The organism is Duganella qianjiadongensis, from assembly GCF_009857915.1.
Lineage (GTDB): Bacteria > Pseudomonadota > Gammaproteobacteria > Burkholderiales > Burkholderiaceae_D > Rugamonas > Rugamonas qianjiadongensis.
The window spans coordinates 155166-171903 of sequence record NZ_WWCM01000002.1; the positions used below are offsets into that span (position 1 = coordinate 155166).

Annotated in this window: 8 protein-coding genes; 1 reads left to right on the forward strand and 7 read right to left on the reverse strand. The window is 63.9% G+C overall.

Annotated elements, in window-relative coordinates; genetic code table 11:
- The first annotated feature begins 72 nt into the window (after positions 1-72).
- Entirely contained in the window at positions 73-8883 is an 8811-nt protein-coding gene (locus tag GTP27_RS03710; RefSeq protein ID WP_161037839.1) for an SPM autocatalytic domain-containing protein, read from the forward strand.
- A gap of 110 nt (positions 8884-8993) precedes the next feature.
- On the opposite strand, the gene flgL is transcribed toward GTP27_RS03710, so the two are convergent.
- The 7 genes from flgL to flgF all read right to left on the reverse strand — a co-directional run bounded on the left by flgL (position 8994) and on the right by flgF (position 16702).
- Positions 8994-10256: a flagellar hook-associated protein FlgL gene (gene flgL / locus GTP27_RS03715; protein WP_161037840.1), complete on the reverse strand. Its 1263-nt coding sequence runs from the start codon at positions 10254-10256 to the stop codon at positions 8994-8996.
- Between the two features lie 5 nt (positions 10257-10261).
- Positions 10262-12220 (reverse strand): flagellar hook-associated protein FlgK, encoded by a 1959-nt coding sequence (gene flgK, locus GTP27_RS03720; RefSeq protein WP_161037841.1) that lies wholly within the window; start codon positions 12218-12220, stop codon positions 10262-10264.
- A gap of 60 nt (positions 12221-12280) precedes the next feature.
- Positions 12281-13252, reverse strand: coding sequence for a flagellar assembly peptidoglycan hydrolase FlgJ (gene flgJ, locus GTP27_RS03725; protein WP_161037842.1), 972 nt, complete (start codon positions 13250-13252; stop codon positions 12281-12283).
- Positions 13253-13264: 12 nt separating this feature from the next.
- Positions 13265-14419 carry a flagellar basal body P-ring protein FlgI gene (locus tag GTP27_RS03730; protein WP_161037843.1) on the reverse strand — a complete coding sequence of 385 codons (1155 nt, stop codon included), beginning with the start codon at positions 14417-14419 and terminating at the stop codon, positions 13265-13267.
- An 8-nt stretch (positions 14420-14427) separates the two neighbouring features.
- On the reverse strand, positions 14428-15096 hold the full coding sequence (locus GTP27_RS03735) for a flagellar basal body L-ring protein FlgH (protein ID WP_161037844.1): 669 nt from the start codon (positions 15094-15096) through the stop codon (positions 14428-14430).
- A 10-nt stretch (positions 15097-15106) separates the two neighbouring features.
- Positions 15107-15889 (reverse strand): flagellar basal-body rod protein FlgG, encoded by a 783-nt coding sequence (flgG, locus tag GTP27_RS03740; RefSeq protein WP_161037845.1) that lies wholly within the window; start codon positions 15887-15889, stop codon positions 15107-15109.
- A gap of 72 nt (positions 15890-15961) precedes the next feature.
- A complete protein-coding gene (gene flgF, locus GTP27_RS03745) occupies positions 15962-16702 on the reverse strand; it encodes a flagellar basal-body rod protein FlgF (RefSeq protein ID WP_161037846.1) in 741 nt (246 codons plus the stop codon).
- Positions 16703-16738 lie beyond the last annotated feature (36 nt).

Sequence of the window (16738 nt, forward strand, 5' to 3'; positions counted from 1 at the left end):
GCACATAGCAAGGATTGAGTTTCCATACAGCAATAACGCAGGTAAAATGGAAGCTTCCGGGAGAACAGTGTAATGACTTCGATCGCTAATCTTTTTACAACAGACCAGATTGCCAGTTTCACGACTGTGCAGATCGGCCTGCTGACGACCGAAGATATGAGTGTGCTGAGCTCGGAACAGATCGCCGTGTTCAACACCATGCAGACCAAGGCGCTGCGCACCAACCAGCTCAACGCCCTGAGCGTGGCCGCGCTGGCCGGGCTGGGCACCGACAATATTCCCACCATGACCACCTTGCAGATCGCTGCCCTCAGCAGCGATCTGTTCTCGGCCCTCAGCACCGACCAGCTGGTGGCCCTCAGCACGCGCGAAATGGCGGCGCTGACCACGCGCCAGCTCAATCTGCTCAGCGGCGCTCAAGTCGTTGCGCTGGAAACCGTCGACCTGCGCGCCCTGACCACGGCGCAGCTGGCAGCGCTGGGTTCCGATCAGGCCGCCAGCCTGACCACCGACCAGCTCGGCATCCTCGCTTCCCAGCAGCTGCGCGCCTTTAACACCAGCGCCATCCAGGCACTGGGCACCAGCCAGATTGCCAGCCTGAGCACGGCCAATCTGGCCCAGCTGACCACCAGCCAGCTCAATGCGCTGAATCTGGACCAGATCGGCGTCGTCAGCACAGATCAGGTTGTGGGCCTGAGCGCAACCCAGGTGGCCGGCCTGAGCACCGACCTGCTCAACAGCCTGAGCAGTGACCAGATGGGCGCCATCGAAACGCGCGATCTGGCCGCCATGTCCAGCACCCAGGTGCGCTCGCTGGGTGCGCTGCAGCTGCTGGGCCTGAACACCAGCCAGATGCGCGCACTGCGCAGCCAGGCGATTGCGGCCCTGACCACCGACCAGATCGGTGTGCTGAATTCCGACCAGTTCAATGCCTTGAGCACGGTAACCCCGCTCAACTCGGCTCAGATGGGCGCGCTCACCGCCTCCCAGCTCCAGCATATCACCTTGCTCGCCCTGACCACGCTGAGCACGGCCCAGCTGGCCGCGCTCTCCAGCGATCAGGTGATTGTCCTGGGCACCGACCGGATCGTCGCGCTCACCACCGACCAGTTTGCCGGCCTGTCCACCGATATGCTGGCAGCGCTGGAATCGGACCAGATACAGGCGATCGAAACGCGCGATCTGGCCGTGCTGAGTACACGCCAGTTCCGCGCACTCAATTCCGACCAGCTGCTGGCCCTGAGTACCGACCAGGTCAGTGCCATCAGCAGCAACGACGTGGCCGCCATGCTGCCGGGCCAGGTGGCCAGCCTGAGCACCGACCAGATCAACGTGCTGCGCAATATGCCGCTGCTCAACTCGGCCCAGATCCGCGCCCTCAGCACCGACCAGCTGGTGGCGCTGCAAAGCCGCGCCATCGTCGCCCTGACCAGCAACCAGCTGGCCGCGCTATATGGCGAACAGGTGCAGGCCCTGAGCACCGACCAGATCATCTGGCTGACTGCCACGCAAGTCGCCAATCTGACCGGCGACACCCTGAACGCCATGAGCAGCGACCAGATCGAAGCGATCGAAACGCGCGATGTGGCGGCGCTGCGTTCCTCCCAGGTGAACCGGCTGAACACGGATCAGCTGGTGGTGCTGCTCACCGACCAGTTTGCTTCGCTCAGCAGCAGCGCCATTGCTGCGCTCAGCACCGACCAGATCAGCGTGCTGACCACCGACCAGCTCAATGCGCTGGCCACGCTGGCCGGCATGAGCAGCCGCCAGATCGCCTCGTTCACCACCGACCAGCTGCAATCGCTGTCGACCCGCAATCTGGCTACCTTAGCCAGCGCCCAGCTGCGCGTGCTAGGTTCCGACCAGATACTGGCACTCACCACCGACCAGATCGTGGCGCTCAGCGGCCCGCAGTTCCGCGGCCTGAATTCGGCTGCCATCACGGCCCTGAGTTCGGACCAGCTGCTGGCCATCGAAACGCGTGATATCGCCGCGCTCGATTCCAGCCAGGTCAACAAGCTGCTGAGCCAGCAGATCGCCGTGCTCAGCACCGAGCAGATTGCCGCCCTCACCTCGGCCGATACGGCAGCGCTGGCCACCGACCAGATCGTGGCCCTGAACAGCGACCAGATCGATGCGCTGCGCTATCTGTCGGCCCTGAACACGCGCCAGATCAAGGCGCTGACCACCGACCAGATCAGCACCATCACGCTGAGCGACCTGACCGGACTGAGCACGCGCCAGTTCTCGGCTTTTACCAGCGATCAGCTGCAAGCGCTGACCACCGACCAGATTGTGGCCCTGAATACCGCCCAGATCGCCGCCCTCAGCACCGGCGCCATCGGCTATCTGAGCACGGATGCCATTGCCGCGATCGAAACGCGCGATATCCGCGCGCTGCGCACGGCGCAGCTGGCGCAGCTGAGCAGCCTGCAGCTGACGGCACTGGGCACGGCCCAGGTGGCTGCTTTCACCACGGCCGAAATCCGTTCGCTCACCAGCGACCAGCTGTCGGCCCTGAGCAGCGACCAATTGGCCGCCATGAGTTCGCTCAATCCGCTCAGCTCGCGCCAGTTGCCCGGTCTGACCACCCGCCAGATCGCCGATCTGTCGACCACCAGCTTCGCCACCCTGCTGACCAACCAGCTGGCTGCCCTGAATACCGATCAGGCGGCCGCCATCAGCAGCGATCAGGTGTACGTGATGAGCACCGATCAGGTACGCGCCCTGAGTTCGATCGCCATTGCCGCCCTCGGCACCGACCGCATGGGCGCGCTGCGCAATGCCGATCTGGTAGCGCTGACCTCGCGCCAGCTGTCCTCGCTCACCAGCGCCCAGCTGCAGGCGCTGAGCACGGCACAGCTGCGCGCCCTGCCGTCGTCCAATCTGGCCGCGCTGACGCTGAGCCAGATTGCCAGCCTGAACAGCGAACAGATCGATGCCCTGGTGACGCTAGCTGCGCTCACTTCGCGCCAGTTCGGCGCCTTCAGCACCGACCAGCTGTCCACCCTGAATACGGCCGACTTGCGTAGCCTGACTTCGCGCCAGATTGCCGTCCTCAATACCGACCAGCTGGTCAGCCTGGTCACCGACCAGATCCGCGCACTCACCAGCAGCCAGCTGCGCGCCATCAGCGCCGGCAATCTGGCCGGCCTGAGCACCGATCAGATCGCCGCCATCAGCAATGGCGCCCTGGCCACGCTGAACACGCGCCAGATCGCCGGACTGGGCACCGATCAGGTAAGAGCACTGAGCACCGCGCAGATCAGCATCCTGACCACGGCCGAAATTGCCGCCCTGACGCCCGACCAGAAAGCCGCCCTGAGCAGCGACCAGCTGGCTTCGCTGACATCGCTGGCCAGCTTCTCGCCGGAAGCCATCGCCGCCCTGACCACCGACCAGATCGCCTCGCTCTCGCTGGTGATACTGGCCGGTCTGACCTCGCGCCAGATCGCTGCCCTGACCACCGACCAGATGCTGGCCCTGACCAGCGCCGAAGTGGTGGCACTGACCACCGGCCAGTTCCGCGCCCTCACCTCGGACCAGCTGGCCGCCCTGAATACCGACCAGATCCAGGCCATCGAACTGCCCGATCTGGCCGCCCTGTCGACCAGACAGATTACCGCGCTCACCAGCGACCAGCTGCGCGCCCTGACCTCGCCCCAGTTCGGCTCGCTCAGCACCATCGACATCGCCAATCTGACGCCGCTGCAGATCGGTTCGCTTTCGACCGACCAGATCGCCGCCTTCGCTTCGCTGGCGCCCCTGACCAGCCGCCAGATCGGCGCCCTGAGCACCGACCAGATCGCCAGTCTGGCGCTGAACCGCATTACCACGCTCAAGACCAGCCAGATCGCCGGCCTGACCAATCTGCAGATCGGTGCGCTGACCACGGGCGCGATTGCCGCCCTCAGTTCGGCCCAGGTGCGCAGCCTGAGCGGCACCACCCTGGGCGCCCTGTCGACCGACCAGATCGTGGCCATCCGCGTCGCCAATGTGGCCGCGCTGGGCACCAACCAGATTACCGCGCTCAGCAGCGACCAGCTGGTGTCGCTCACCGCGAACCAGTTTGCCGCGCTGACCAGCCGTACGCTGGCCGCCCTGCGCAACGACCAGATTGCCACCCTGACGCTGGCACAGGTTGATAGTCTGGCCACGCTGACGCCGTTCAGCTCGGACCAGATGGGCGGCTTCACCACCGACCAGATCGCCAGCCTGACGGTCGACCAGATACCGACCTTCCGCACCAGCCAGCTCAATGCCTTGAGCAATCTGCAACTGGCCGCCCTGACCACGGCCCAGATTGCGGCACTGGTGACGGCACAGGTGCGCGGCCTGAACCTGAACGCCCTGAGCAGCCTGAGCACGGACCAGATCGCCGCCATGGAACTGCCCGATGTGGCGGCCTTCCGCAGCGATCAGGTGGCCAACCTCAGCAGCGACCAGCTGCGCGCCCTCACGCTGTCACAGCTCGGTGCCTTCACGTCGCAGGAAATCGCGGCCCTGACGCCGGGCCAGCTGGGCATACTCACCACCAGCCAGTTCAATGCGCTGGGCAGTCTGGCCGGCCTGAGCACGCGCCAGATCCGCGGCCTGAATAGCGACCAGATCCAGGCACTGTCGCAGGTGCAGATTGCGGCCCTGAAAACTTCGCAGGTGGCGGCGTTCGACGAAACCCAGATCACCTATCTGACCACCGACCAGATTCCGGCCCTGAGCACGGGCCAGATCCGCGCCCTGCCCGGCACGGTAGTGGCGGCCCTGACGACCGACCAGCTGGTCAACCTGAGCGGCCCCGACCTGATCGCACTGAAAACCAACCAGCTGATGATGCTCAGCAGCGACCAGCTGGCCGCCCTGACGCTGACCCAGTACGGTACCCTGATCAGCAGCGAAGTGGCGGCCCTGACCACGCGCCAGCTCAGCTACCTGACCAGCGACCAGATCGCCGCACTGACCAATCTGGCCGTGCTGACCACCCAGCAGGTGGCAGCCCTGAGCAGCGACCAGCTGGTTTCGCTCACGCCGGCCCGCTTTGTTTCGCTCACCACCAAACAGCTGGCAGCGCTGAACAACCAGCAGGTGGCGGGCATCAATAGCGACCAGATCATCGCCCTCTCGACGGGCCAGATCCGCGCACTCAGCCCCAGCCTGCTGACGGCCCTGAGCACCGACCAGATCGACGCCATCGAAGCGCGCGATCTGGCGGCCATGACCTCGCTGCAGCTGCGCGCCCTGAGCACCGACCAGATGGCGGCGCTGCTGACCGACCAGCTGCATGCGCTCAATAGCGCCAGCATCTCCGCCTTTACCCAGACCCAGCTGGCGGCACTCAGCAATGTGCAGGCAGCCGCACTGGGCAATCTGGCCGACTATACGACGGCGCAGATCGCCGCCATGTCGACCACCCGCATCGCCGGCCTGTCGGAATTCGATATCGGCGTGCTCAATACCAAGCAGCTGGGCGTGCTGTCGGCCACCCAGCTGGCCGCGCTGACCACCGACCAGATGGTGCAGCTGCGCGGCAACCAGCTCGCTGCGCTGGCCACCAATGCCCTGTCCGGCCTGAATTCGGACCAGATTGCCGCCATCGAAGTACCCGATATCGCCGTCCTCAAATCGAGCCAGCTGCAAGCGTTCAACAGCGCCCAGCTGCTGGCGCTGACCACTGATCAGGTAGGCGCTCTGACCTCGCAGGAAGTGTCGGCCCTGACCCTGCCGCAGGTAGCAGTGCTGAGCACGGCCCAGCTGGCCGCCCTGAGCAATCTGCGCGGCATGGCCAGCAGCCAGATCCAGTCGCTCACCTCCGACCAGATCCTGTCGCTCTCGCCGGATCAGGTGGCCAGCCTGCGCACCGTGCAGGTGGCGGCACTGCGCTCGGCCCAGCTGGCCGTACTCACCACCGACCAGATCGGCGCCCTCAGCACGGCCAGCATCCTGGCGCTGAACACGCGCAATCTGTCGGCCCTGAATAGCGACCAGATCCAGGCCATTTCGCTGGGCGATATTGCCGCCCTGCGTTCGGTGCAGGTGCTGGCCCTGAGCAGCGACCAGCTGCAGGCTATCAGCATCAACCAGATCGGCAGCCTGAACACGGCCGCCGTCAGCACGCTGGGCCAGAGCCAGATGCGCGCCCTGACCACCGACCAGATCGTCAACCTGACGGAAAACCAGTTCCGCGCCCTGTCTACCCGCGCCATTGCCAGCCTCAGCACCGACCAGCTGGTGGCCATCGAACTCAATGATCTGGCCGCGCTGCGCAGCCACCAGATCCGCGCCCTGACCTCGGACGAACTGGTCAGCATGACCAGCCTGCAGCTGACCAGCCTGAGCACGGCACAAATCGCCGCCATGACCTCGACCCAGCTCGGCTATCTGACGCCGGACCAGTTCTTCCTGCTGGGCACACTGGGCGCCTTCAACACCATGCAGATCGCCGCGCTCAGCACGGACCGCATCCAGGCCCTGAATGACGACCAGCTGGCCGTGCTCAACACGCTGCAGCTGAGTGCGCTCAACAGCCGCCAGCTGGGCGCCATGAACACCCACCAGATCCAGCTGCTGAGCGTAAATCAGTGGCGCGCCCTCAACACGGCCGCCTTGCGCGGCCTGAGCAGCGACCAGATCGCGGCGATGGAAGTCGAAGACCTGGCCGGTCTGAAAACCAATCAGGTGGCGGCCCTGAGCACCCAGCAGATTGCCAACCTCAGTGTGGACCAGTTCGGCATCCTCACCACCGCCGAAGTGGCCGCCCTGACCACCCAGCAGGTGAAAGCCCTGACCAGCGACCAGATCAACGGTCTGCAGACGCTGGCCGGACTGACCACGCTGCAGGTGAGCGCCCTGACCACCGACCAGTTCGTTGCCATCAACGGCGACCACATGGTGACGCTGAAAACCAGCCAGACCGCAGCCCTGACCAAGGCCCAGCTGCAAGGCTTTACCACCGACCAGATCGTCGGCCTGACCACGGCGCAAGTGCGTTCGCTGAATGTCACCGCCTTCTCCGGCCTGAACACGGACCAGCTGCAGGCCATCGAAGTCGACGATGTGCCGGCCCTGACCAGCCTGCAACTGAATTCCCTCAGCCGGCTGCAGTTCGCCGCTCTCACGCTGGGCCAGATCGCCAGCCTGGTAACGCGCCAGATTGCTACCCTGAGCCCGGGCGACATCAGCGCCATGAGTACTGACCAGATCAACGCACTGCTGACGCTGGGACCGCTGACCGTGACACAGGTAGCCTCGCTGACCACTGACCAGCTCAGCTCGATCAACCTCGACCAGCTGGCCACCATCAACTCGGCCCAGCTGGCCGCGCTGACCTTGCGCCAGATGTCGACGCTGAACACCTCACAGCTGAACAGCCTGACGCCGAATCAGGCCCGTGGTCTGAACCTGACCACGCTCAACACCGACCAGATCGCCTCGCTCAATGCCGATGCCGTGGGCGGCCTGAGCACGGTCCAGCTGCAGACCCTGAAAACGGCCCAGCTGGCCGCGCTCACGGCTAACCAGTTCTCCGCCCTGAGCACCAAGGCACTGTCCTCGCTGGCCGTGACGCAGGTACGCGGGATTACCACTGACCAGCTGGCCGCGCTCGGTTCCATGAATGCCTTCACCACGACACAGATCGGCGGCTTCAGTTCCGACCAGATCAGCGGTCTGTCGTCCGATATGCTGAACGGCATGCGCACGGCGCAGATGGCCGCCATGGGCTCGACCCAGTCGCTGGGCCTGACCACGGCGCAGCTGGCCGTGATGGATCCGGTGCTGCTGTCGATGCTGTCGGCCTCGGCCCTGAATGCGCTCAGTTCCGATCAGCTGCGCTCGCTGGACGGCAATGAGATCGCCGCCCTGAAAACCACCCAGCTGGCCAATATGACGGCCAGCGCCATCGCAGCCCTGAGTGCCGTCCAGATCGGTTCGCTCACGACCGGACAGATGCGTTCGCTCAAAGCGACCCAGATCAAGGCGCTGACGGCCGAGCAGATAGCTGCCATCAGCATCGCCGATGTGGCCGCCATGGCCTCGACGCAGGTGTGTGCGCTGACCACCGACCAGCGTGCCGCCCTGACCGCCGACCAGCTGGCTGTGCTGCCGGCAGGCAGCCCGCTGATCCTCGATCTCGACGGCAACGGCATCAGCACCACCGGCATCGAAGCGGGCACCCGCTTCGACATCTATGCCGATGGCGAGCGCATCAACACCGGCTGGGTGGGCAGCGGCGACGGCCTGCTGGTACTCGACCGCAACCACGACGGCCAGATCAACGATGGTAGCGAGCTGTTCGGCACTGCCACCCGGCGCACTGACGGCAGCCGCGCCAGCGACGGCTTTGCCGCTCTGTCCGATCTGGACAGCAACCACGACGGCATGGTCGACAGCAAAGATGGCCAGTTCGCCGATCTGCGCGTCTGGGTCGACAGCAATGGCGACGGCATCAGCGAGAGCGGCGAGTTGCATACGCTGGCCTCGCTGGGCGTGGCCAGCCTGACGGTGGACGCCGCCAAGGTCAGCGAACTCGACAACAATAACTGGATAGGCCTGCGTTCCAGCTTCACCCGCAGCGATGGCAGCAGCGGCCAGCTGGCCGATGTCTGGTTCCTGACCAGCCGCGCCGCCAATACCAGTGCCCTGAGTCAGGCCATCAGCGAGTACAGCGCCGTCGCGCAAAGCGCCCCGTCCGCTGCCGGCGCCAGCCTGCATCCCGCCGACAGTCTGGCCAGCACGGCCAGTCAGGCCAGCCTGTCCGGTCAGGTGGCCGTGCTGGGCGAACAGCTACGCCGCTATGACGCCGCCACGGCCAGCATGAGCGACACCGCCAGCACCGCGCAGGACTGGCTGCGCCAGCAGGCCCAGCACGGTATTCTCGCCGCCAGATAGACGTCGAGATAGTCCGCAGCCTGCTCGTGCAGGCAAAAAAAACCGCACCCTGCGTTCATGCAAAGGTGCGGTTTTTTTGTAGAAAGGCCGGACTAGCCCGCCTTGCGCGGCTAGCTGATGTAATTGAACAGCGACAGGCCCGACAGCGATTTGAAGGATTTCTGTGCCGCGTCCAGCATGGTCTGCTGCTGGGTGAACTGGGAAATGGCTTTCACCGTATCGACGTCCTGCAAGTCCGACAGCGTGGCGGCATATTGCAGATTCAGGTCGTCGCCGGAGCTATCGAGATAATCGAGCTCTTTCAGGCGCGAACCCACCGCCGACTGCACCGACAGGATATTGTCGGTCGCATTGTCGATATTCATCTGGGCCTGATTGAGCTTGTTGTTCAGGCTGGCCTGACCGGCCGCGCCATCGCCGGGCGCGCGCAGCGCCGCGATCAGATCCGTCACGGTAGTGAACACCGACTGGCGCGTGCTGGGGACAATGGTGAAATTATCCTGATCGGCCGGATCGCCCTTGATTTCGAACTGCAGGCCGTCAAAGTTGATGCTCTGGCCGCTGGTATAGGGCTGGGGGACGGCCGGCACAGGCGCCGCCGGCACCGGCTGGTTGAGCGTGGTGTCCATCACCGTGTAAGTGGTGACCTTGGGCGTGCCCGGCGTGGCGGGCGTCACCTGGAAGCTGATCTGGTAGTTATGGCCGGTCAACTGGGTAGCATCCTTCACCGAACCGGGGCTGATGATGCCGGAACCGCCGCGCGTATAGTTGGCCGGGTCGGCACCCGTCACAAACGTGCCGTTGCCGGTCACATTGTTTTCGAAGATGGCGGCGCCGGAATCGGTGATCGGCACCTTGCGGGTGGAGCCCACCTGCAATTCGCGCTGCCCCTGATCGCCCTGATAGGTGGCGCCGCTGGCGGTGGGCGTGAACGGCAGCGTGGTGGATTTATAGCCGGAGAATACATAGCCGCCCACGCCATCGGAGGAATTGGCCTGGCCCAGCAGGTCGGCCAGCCGGCCTTCCAGTTCTACTGCCAGCGATTCGCGGTCTTTTTGCGTCATGCCGCCGTTGCCCGCATTCACCGTCAGGGTCTTGATGTCCTGCATGATGGAGGTGGAGCTGGCCAGCGCCACTGTTTCCAGCTGCAGCATGCTGCGCGCGTTGGAGCGGTTGGTCACCAGCTGGGTATTGATCGATTGCGACTGCGTCACTTCCAGTGCGCGGGCAGTGGCGATAGGGTCGTCGGCTGCGGTCAGATTGCGCCGTCCCGTCGACAGCTGCTGCTGGGTGCGCGACACGGAATTCTGCAGCGAGCCGATCTGGTTGACGCCGACGTCGAAGATAGTCTTCGAACTGATACGCATAATCATGATAATTACCTGATGTTGAGCAGAGTATCGAACAGGGTGCTGGCCATCTGCACCACTTTGCCGGCCGCCTGATAAGCCTGCTGATAGCGCAACAGATTGGCCGCTTCCTCATCGAGATTGACGCCGGACACACTTTGCTGCTGGTTGGTGGCCTGCTGCACAGCCACGTCGGCGGCGGTATTGCTGATCTGTGCTTCACGCGCCTTGTTGCCGACGAAGTTGACCATCTGCGCATAGGTGGTCTGGTAGGTCGCTTTGCCGCCGTCCAGAATATTCTTGCTCTGCAGTCCGGCCAGCAAGGCGCCGTTGCGGCTGTCGCCTACCCCGCTGATGTTGGGGCCGACAGTGAATTTATCCTGATCGGCCAGCGTGCCGCCTATGCTGAAATTGATGCCGCCGAAACTGAACTGCGCACCATCCGTGTACGGCACCGATGGCGTACCGGCCGGATACACGGTGCTCGTGCCATTCACCGTGACCGTCACGTCCTGGGTGGCGGGGAAACCGGACAGCGTGCCGCTGGCCTTGTCGAAGGTCAGCGTGAGGGGCGCCGTCAGTGCCGCGCCGGGCGCCAGATAGGCAGCATCCACGCTGCCGGCTGTGATCTTGCCGTTGCCGGAATTGCTGGTCGGCGCCGCAGTCGTGATCGGCGCAGCCAGCGCTATCTTGCTGCGGTCGCTGATCAGCACATTCAACTGGCTGGCGGCCTGATAGGTGGGGCGCACCAGGAAGTTATCCTTGGCCTGGGGCGTGCCGGTGATGGTGTAGTCCACCCCGTCTATGGTCTGCGGCACCGTCTGCGGGAATGGATTGATCTGGGTAATCTTGCCGTCGCTCTTGCGCGTGACATTGAAATTGGTGCCGTCATAATCGACGCTGTAATCGCTGGCCGTGAGGGCGCTGGCATCGCTGACCACGGCCGTCACATCGGCCGTGCTGGCCATGGAGTTGCGGTTGTTACGGCCCACGTAGGCATTGATGGGGCCGAAGAAAGCCGTACCCAGATCGCCATTCTGGTCCTGCCCCAGTGCATGCTGGGCATTGAAACTGACGGCCAGACCGGCCGCCACCTGCCCCAGCGAGTTCTGCGCCCGGTCCAGCGCACCGTTGCGGAATTCCAGCAGGCCGCCCAGTTGGCCGCCGGTGAAGACGCTTTCCGGCAGCGGGCTGAAGCCGCCATTATCGGCCTGATAGCCGAGCGTGACGCGGGCCACATCGGTGGGCGAATTGGAGGTGCCGAGCTGGAAGGCTGTAGTGCCCACCACCAGCGGCTGCCCCGTGCCCATCTCGACCGTCAGCGTATTGTTGGGGCCCTGCAGGATGGTGGTTTTCACCAGCTTGTTGAGCTCCGTGACCAGCTGGTCGCGATGGTCGAGCAGATCGTTGGCCGGTTTGCCGTCCGTGGTCAGACCGGAAATCGTGTTATTCAGGCTGGCAATCTCGCGCGCATAGGAATTGATTTCCGTGACGTTGGAAGCGATCTGGTGGTTCACCCCGTCGGCAATTTCCGTCAGGCGGGCGCTCAGCCCCTGGAAGCGCGAGGTCAGCGAACCGGCGCTCGACAGCAGCGCCTGACGCGATGCCGCCGAGGCGGGATTCGAGGTCGCATCCTGCACACCGTTGAAGAAATCCTGCAGTGCCGGCGACAGCCCGGCCGTAGGGTCGGCCAGCAGGTTGTCGACCTGGGCGATCTGCTTGCTGTAGGCATCGAGCGAAGCCTGGCTGGCTTCGGCGCCACGCAGCTGGGTCGCCAGGAAGTTATCGTAGAAGCGCCGCACGGCCGTCACTTCGGTACCGCTGCCGACATAGCCGAAGCCTTCGTCGCGGGTGGACGAATCGGCCTGGATGGCGACCTGACGGCTGTAGCCAGCCACACCAGCGTTGGTGATGTTATTGCCGGTGGTTGACAGGCCTACTTGCGCCGACAACAGCCCGCTGGTACCGATGCTGAGGAGACTGGACATGATGGATTACTCTCTATGGTGTGGTTTACGGCAAACCGGCGCCAAACTTGATTATCGGGACTATCCGGCCAGCGAGCGCTTGATGATGCTCGCCAGCTTGGTCGCATAATGGGGGTCGGTGGCATAGCCGGCCTTCTGCAGGCCCTGTGCGAAGCTGGTCGCATCGCCAGCGCTGGCCATCACTTTTTCATAGCGCGGATTGGTGGCGATCAGCTTAGCGTAATCCTTGAACGAATCGGCATAGCTGTCGTAGGCGCGGAAGCGTTCCACCCTGGTTTGCGCCTTGCCATTCACATATTCCGTCGTGGTGGCCTCGACCACTTTACCCTTCCAGTCGGCACTGGCTTTAATGCCGAACAGGTTGTGGCTGTTGCTGCCATCGCGGCCCTTGATCTCGCGTTTGCCCCAGCCGCTTTCCAGCGCTGCCTGGCCCAGCATGAACTTGGCTGGTATGCCGCTGGTGCGGCTGGCTTCCTCCGCTGCGGCACCGAGCTTCTGCTGGAATTTGCGCACATGGTCCGAACCCGAGCCGGTGCTGGTGGCCGGTACGGCGCTGTTATCGTCCACCGATGCCGTGCCGGCGCCGCCGGCGGCAGCAATCGCGCGCTGCAGGCGGGCATCCATCAGGCTGGCCAGCCCGCCAAAACTGCCGCCGCTGGCGTCGCCCGCTGCAGCGCTACCGGCAGCAGCATCGTTGCCGATGGCCAGCGCCTGCTGCTGGGTGCTGCGCGACAGCTGGCGCACCAGCATGTCGGACAGGCCGATGCCGCGCTTGGCAATATTCTGGCTGGTCTGCTGGTCCAGCATGGAAGTAAAGGTCTTGGTAGTCTGGCTATCCATCGGCCCATCCTGCGGCGTAGCGTCGCGCATCGACTTCATCATCATATTGACGAACATGGCCTCGAACTGGGTCGCCGCCGTCTTCAGCGCGGCCGGATCATTGGCGCGCGCCGACTGCTTCAAACTGCCCATGTCCTTGACGTCTAGGGCAAATTTGTTACTCAGATCGGTGGATAGGTTGGGGCTGGCCATGATGACGTCCGCTTAGATGATTTCCAGTTCGGCATGCAGCGAACCGGCCGCCTTCATGGCTTGCAGAATGGCCAGCAGGTCCTGCGGCGTGGCGCCGATGGCGTTGAGGGCTTTCACCACATCGGCCAGCGAAGCGCCGCCTTTGACCAGCATGACTTTACCGCTGTCGGCCTTGATGCCGATCTGCGGATTCTGCGTCACCACGGTGCGGCCGCCGGACAGGGCGTTAGGCTGGCTGACCTGCGGCTCGGCCGTGACCGATACCGACAGATTGCCGTGCGAAATGGCGCAGGTGTCGAGCGTGACGGCGCGGTTCATCACCACCGAACCGGTACGGGCGTTCATGATGACTTTGGCCGGCTGTTCGGATGGCGCGACCTGCATGTCCTGCAGCGTGCCGATGAAGGCCACGCGCTGGTCGCTGCTGCTGGGCGATTTCACCCGGATCACGCGGCTATCGAGCGCATAGGCGATGCCGGGTCCGTATTTGTCGTTGATGGCTTCCACCACGCGGCTGGCAGTGGTGAAGTCGGCTGTATTCAGTTCCAGATTGATGAAGTTGCCTTCACCCAGCTTGCTGGCCACGGCGCGTTCCACCGTGGCGCCAGCGGAAATTTTACCCACGCTCAGATGATTGACCACCTGCGAGCTGCCGCCCGAGGAAGCGCCGACGCCGCCCACCAGCACATTGCCCTGGGCCATGCCGTAGACCTGACCATCGGCGCCTTTCAGCGGCGTCATCAGCAGCGTACCGCCGCGCAGGCTCTTGGCGTTACCCATCGAGGAGACGGTAATGTCCAGCGTCTGGCCCGGCTGGGCAAATGGCGGCAGCGATGCGGTGACCATCACCGCGGCCACGTTTTTCAGCTGCAGCGTGGTACCCTGAGGCAGATTCACGCCCAGCTGCTGCAGCATGGAGACCACGCTCTGCACCGTGAACGGCGTCTGGGTAGTCTGGTCGCCGCTGCCGTCCAGACCGACCACGAGACCATAGCCGATCAGCTGATTCTGCCGCACGCCGGCGATGCTGGCCAGATCTTTCAGGCGCTCGGCGCGGGCCGGCTGCACCAGCAGCGCACCCAGCAACAGCACCAGCAGCAGCGCGGCCAGCTTGCACAGGCCAGCTACGCGCTGTACGCCGTCCGTAATTGAATGATTGCGGTCCATGATAGTTCTCAGAAAGGTAACAGGCTCTGGAAGAAGCGCGAGGCCATCGAGGTCATCTCGGCGCGGTCTATCGTGCTATTGGTGCGGTATTCCACCTTGGCATCGGCCACCGCCGTCGACTGCACGGTATTGCCCGTGCCGATATTGTCCGGATTGATCATGCCGGAGAAGCGGATGAATTCCACGCCCTTGTTCATGGCCACCTGTTTTTCGCCAGCCACGATCAGATTGCCGTTATCCAGCACTTCCACCACCGTCACGCCCATGGTGCCGGTAAAAGTATTGCTGGCCGACTGGTTATCGGCGTCGGAAAATTTACTGGCACTGTTGGCGCCCAACGTGCCGCCGAAGGTCGATTGCAGCGGACCCGGCACGCTAGCGCTGACGCTGCCCGATTTATTGCCCGAGCTGGCGCCGGCTTTGACGGCCGAGGTCTTTTCCGTGATGACCAGAGTCAGCACATCGCCGATATGGCGTGCGCGGCGGTCTTCGAAGATGGGGCGGTAGGCCGCCGGCTGGTAGATCGCGCCACTGTTGGGCGCGGCCTGCATCTGCGCGCTGGTGAGCGGACGTGCCGTCAGCGGCATCTGCACGATGGAAGTGGGCGTGCTGGCGCAGGCGCTCAGGCCCAGTGCCACAGCGAGGATCAGCAGCGGATGCGATATGCGCGAGTTCATGGTCTACTCCTTACAGCTGCGACAGTTTTTGCAGCATCTGGTCGGACGTGGTGATGGCCTTGGAATTGATTTCGTAGGCGCGCTGGGTCTGGATCATATTGACCATCTCTTCCACCACGTTGACGTTGGATGTTTCCACATAGCCTTGCAGAATCTGGCCGGCGCCGTTGGTGCCCGGCGTATTGGTCTGCGGATTGCCCGACACGCCAGTTTCCACGTACAGGTTCTCGCCTTTCGATTCCAGTCCGGTCGGGTTGATGAAGGTGGACAGCTGGATGCTGCCGATCTGCTGCGGCGCCGTCTGGCCCGGCAGCGTCACGGACACGGTGCCGTCCCGGCCTACCGTGAACGACAGCGCTGCCTGCGGTATGGTAATGGCCGGTTGCAGCACATAGCCGCTGGACGTAACCAGCTGGCCGTTGTTGTCGCGCTGGAAGGAGCCGTCGCGGGTATAGGCCGTGGTACCGTCGGGCAGCAGCACGTTGAAGAAGCCGTTACCGCTGACCATCAGGTCCTTGTCGTTGCCGGTGGCCTGAGAGTTGCCCTGGGTATGAATGCGTTCGATCGCGACGGGACGTACGCCGGTGCCGAGCTGCATGCCCGATGGCAGGTTGGTCTGCTGCGAGGACTGGGCGCCGGGCTGGCGCAGGTTCTGGTACAGCAGGTCTTCGAACACGGCGCGCGACTTTTTAAAGCCGTTGGTGCCGACGTTGGCCAGATTATTGGTGGTGACGTCGAGCGCAGTCTGCTGCGCTTCCATGCCGGTCTTGGCGATCCACAGTGAACGTATCATGATGCTTCTCCCTTGCTTGGACGGGGTAGCGACAGCTACTCATCCCACGCAAGCATTATGCGGGAGCAGGCATCAACTCAAAGCGAGGATCTGGGTGGCTTTTGCGGCGTTATTCTCGGCGTTCTTGAGCAGACTCATTTGCATTTCGAACTGCCTTGCCAGACTGATCATGTTGACCATGGAGTCCACCGCGTTGACGTTGCTGCCCTCCAGCGCGCCATCGACCAGCCGCACATTGGGGTCGTTCTCGGCCACATCGCCGCTGCTCTGGCGGAACAGGCCGTCATTGCCGCGTACCAGTCCCTTGGTGTCGGGATTGACCAGTTTCAATCGGCCCAGCACGTTGGCGGGACCGGGCTTGAAATCGGTCGAGATGACACTGACCGTGCCATCGCTGGCGATGCTGATATTGGTTTCCGGCGGCACGGCGATGGGACCGCCATCGCCCACCAGCGTCAGCCCGCTCTGGGTCTGCAGCAAGCCGTTGTCGCCCACTTTCAGGCTGCCGTTGCGGGTATAGGCTTCCGAGCCGTCGGCCGAGGTCACGGCCAGCCAGCCCTGATCGCGGATGGCCAGGTCGAGCGGCCGGCCGGTCGTCTGGATGGGACCAGCGCGCATGTCGGCGCCCACGGTAGAATCGACCACGAAGGTGCGCGTCGGCAGGCCATCGGACACCACCGGCACGGCACGGAAGCTGTCGAGCTGGGCGCGGAAGCCCGTGGTAGTGACGTTGGACAGGTTGTTGGCCACGGTGGCTTGCTGCTCCATCACGTGGCGTGCCCCTGTCATTGCCGTATAGACTAGACGATCCATGGCCGTTTCCTCTTTCTGTTCCTGTAGCTAGCTCAG

Excerpts from the sequence above, each read along its gene's own strand:
- GTP27_RS03735 (WP_161037844.1), bottom strand. The coding sequence starts at position 15,096 with ATGAACTCGCGCATATCGCATCCGCTGCTGATCCTCGCTGTGGCACTG.
- GTP27_RS03730 (WP_161037843.1), bottom strand. The coding sequence starts at position 14,419 with ATGGACCGCAATCATTCAATTACGGACGGCGTACAGCGCGTAGCTGGC.
- flgF (WP_161037846.1), bottom strand. The coding sequence starts at position 16,702 with ATGGATCGTCTAGTCTATACGGCAATGACAGGGGCACGCCACGTGATG.
- flgL (WP_161037840.1), bottom strand. The coding sequence starts at position 10,256 with ATGATTATGCGTATCAGTTCGAAGACTATCTTCGACGTCGGCGTCAAC.
- flgJ (WP_161037842.1), bottom strand. The coding sequence starts at position 13,252 with ATGGCCAGCCCCAACCTATCCACCGATCTGAGTAACAAATTTGCCCTA.
- GTP27_RS03710 (WP_161037839.1), top strand. The coding sequence starts at position 73 with ATGACTTCGATCGCTAATCTTTTTACAACAGACCAGATTGCCAGTTTC.
- flgK (WP_161037841.1), bottom strand. The coding sequence starts at position 12,220 with ATGTCCAGTCTCCTCAGCATCGGTACCAGCGGGCTGTTGTCGGCGCAA.
- flgG (WP_161037845.1), bottom strand. The coding sequence starts at position 15,889 with ATGATACGTTCACTGTGGATCGCCAAGACCGGCATGGAAGCGCAGCAG.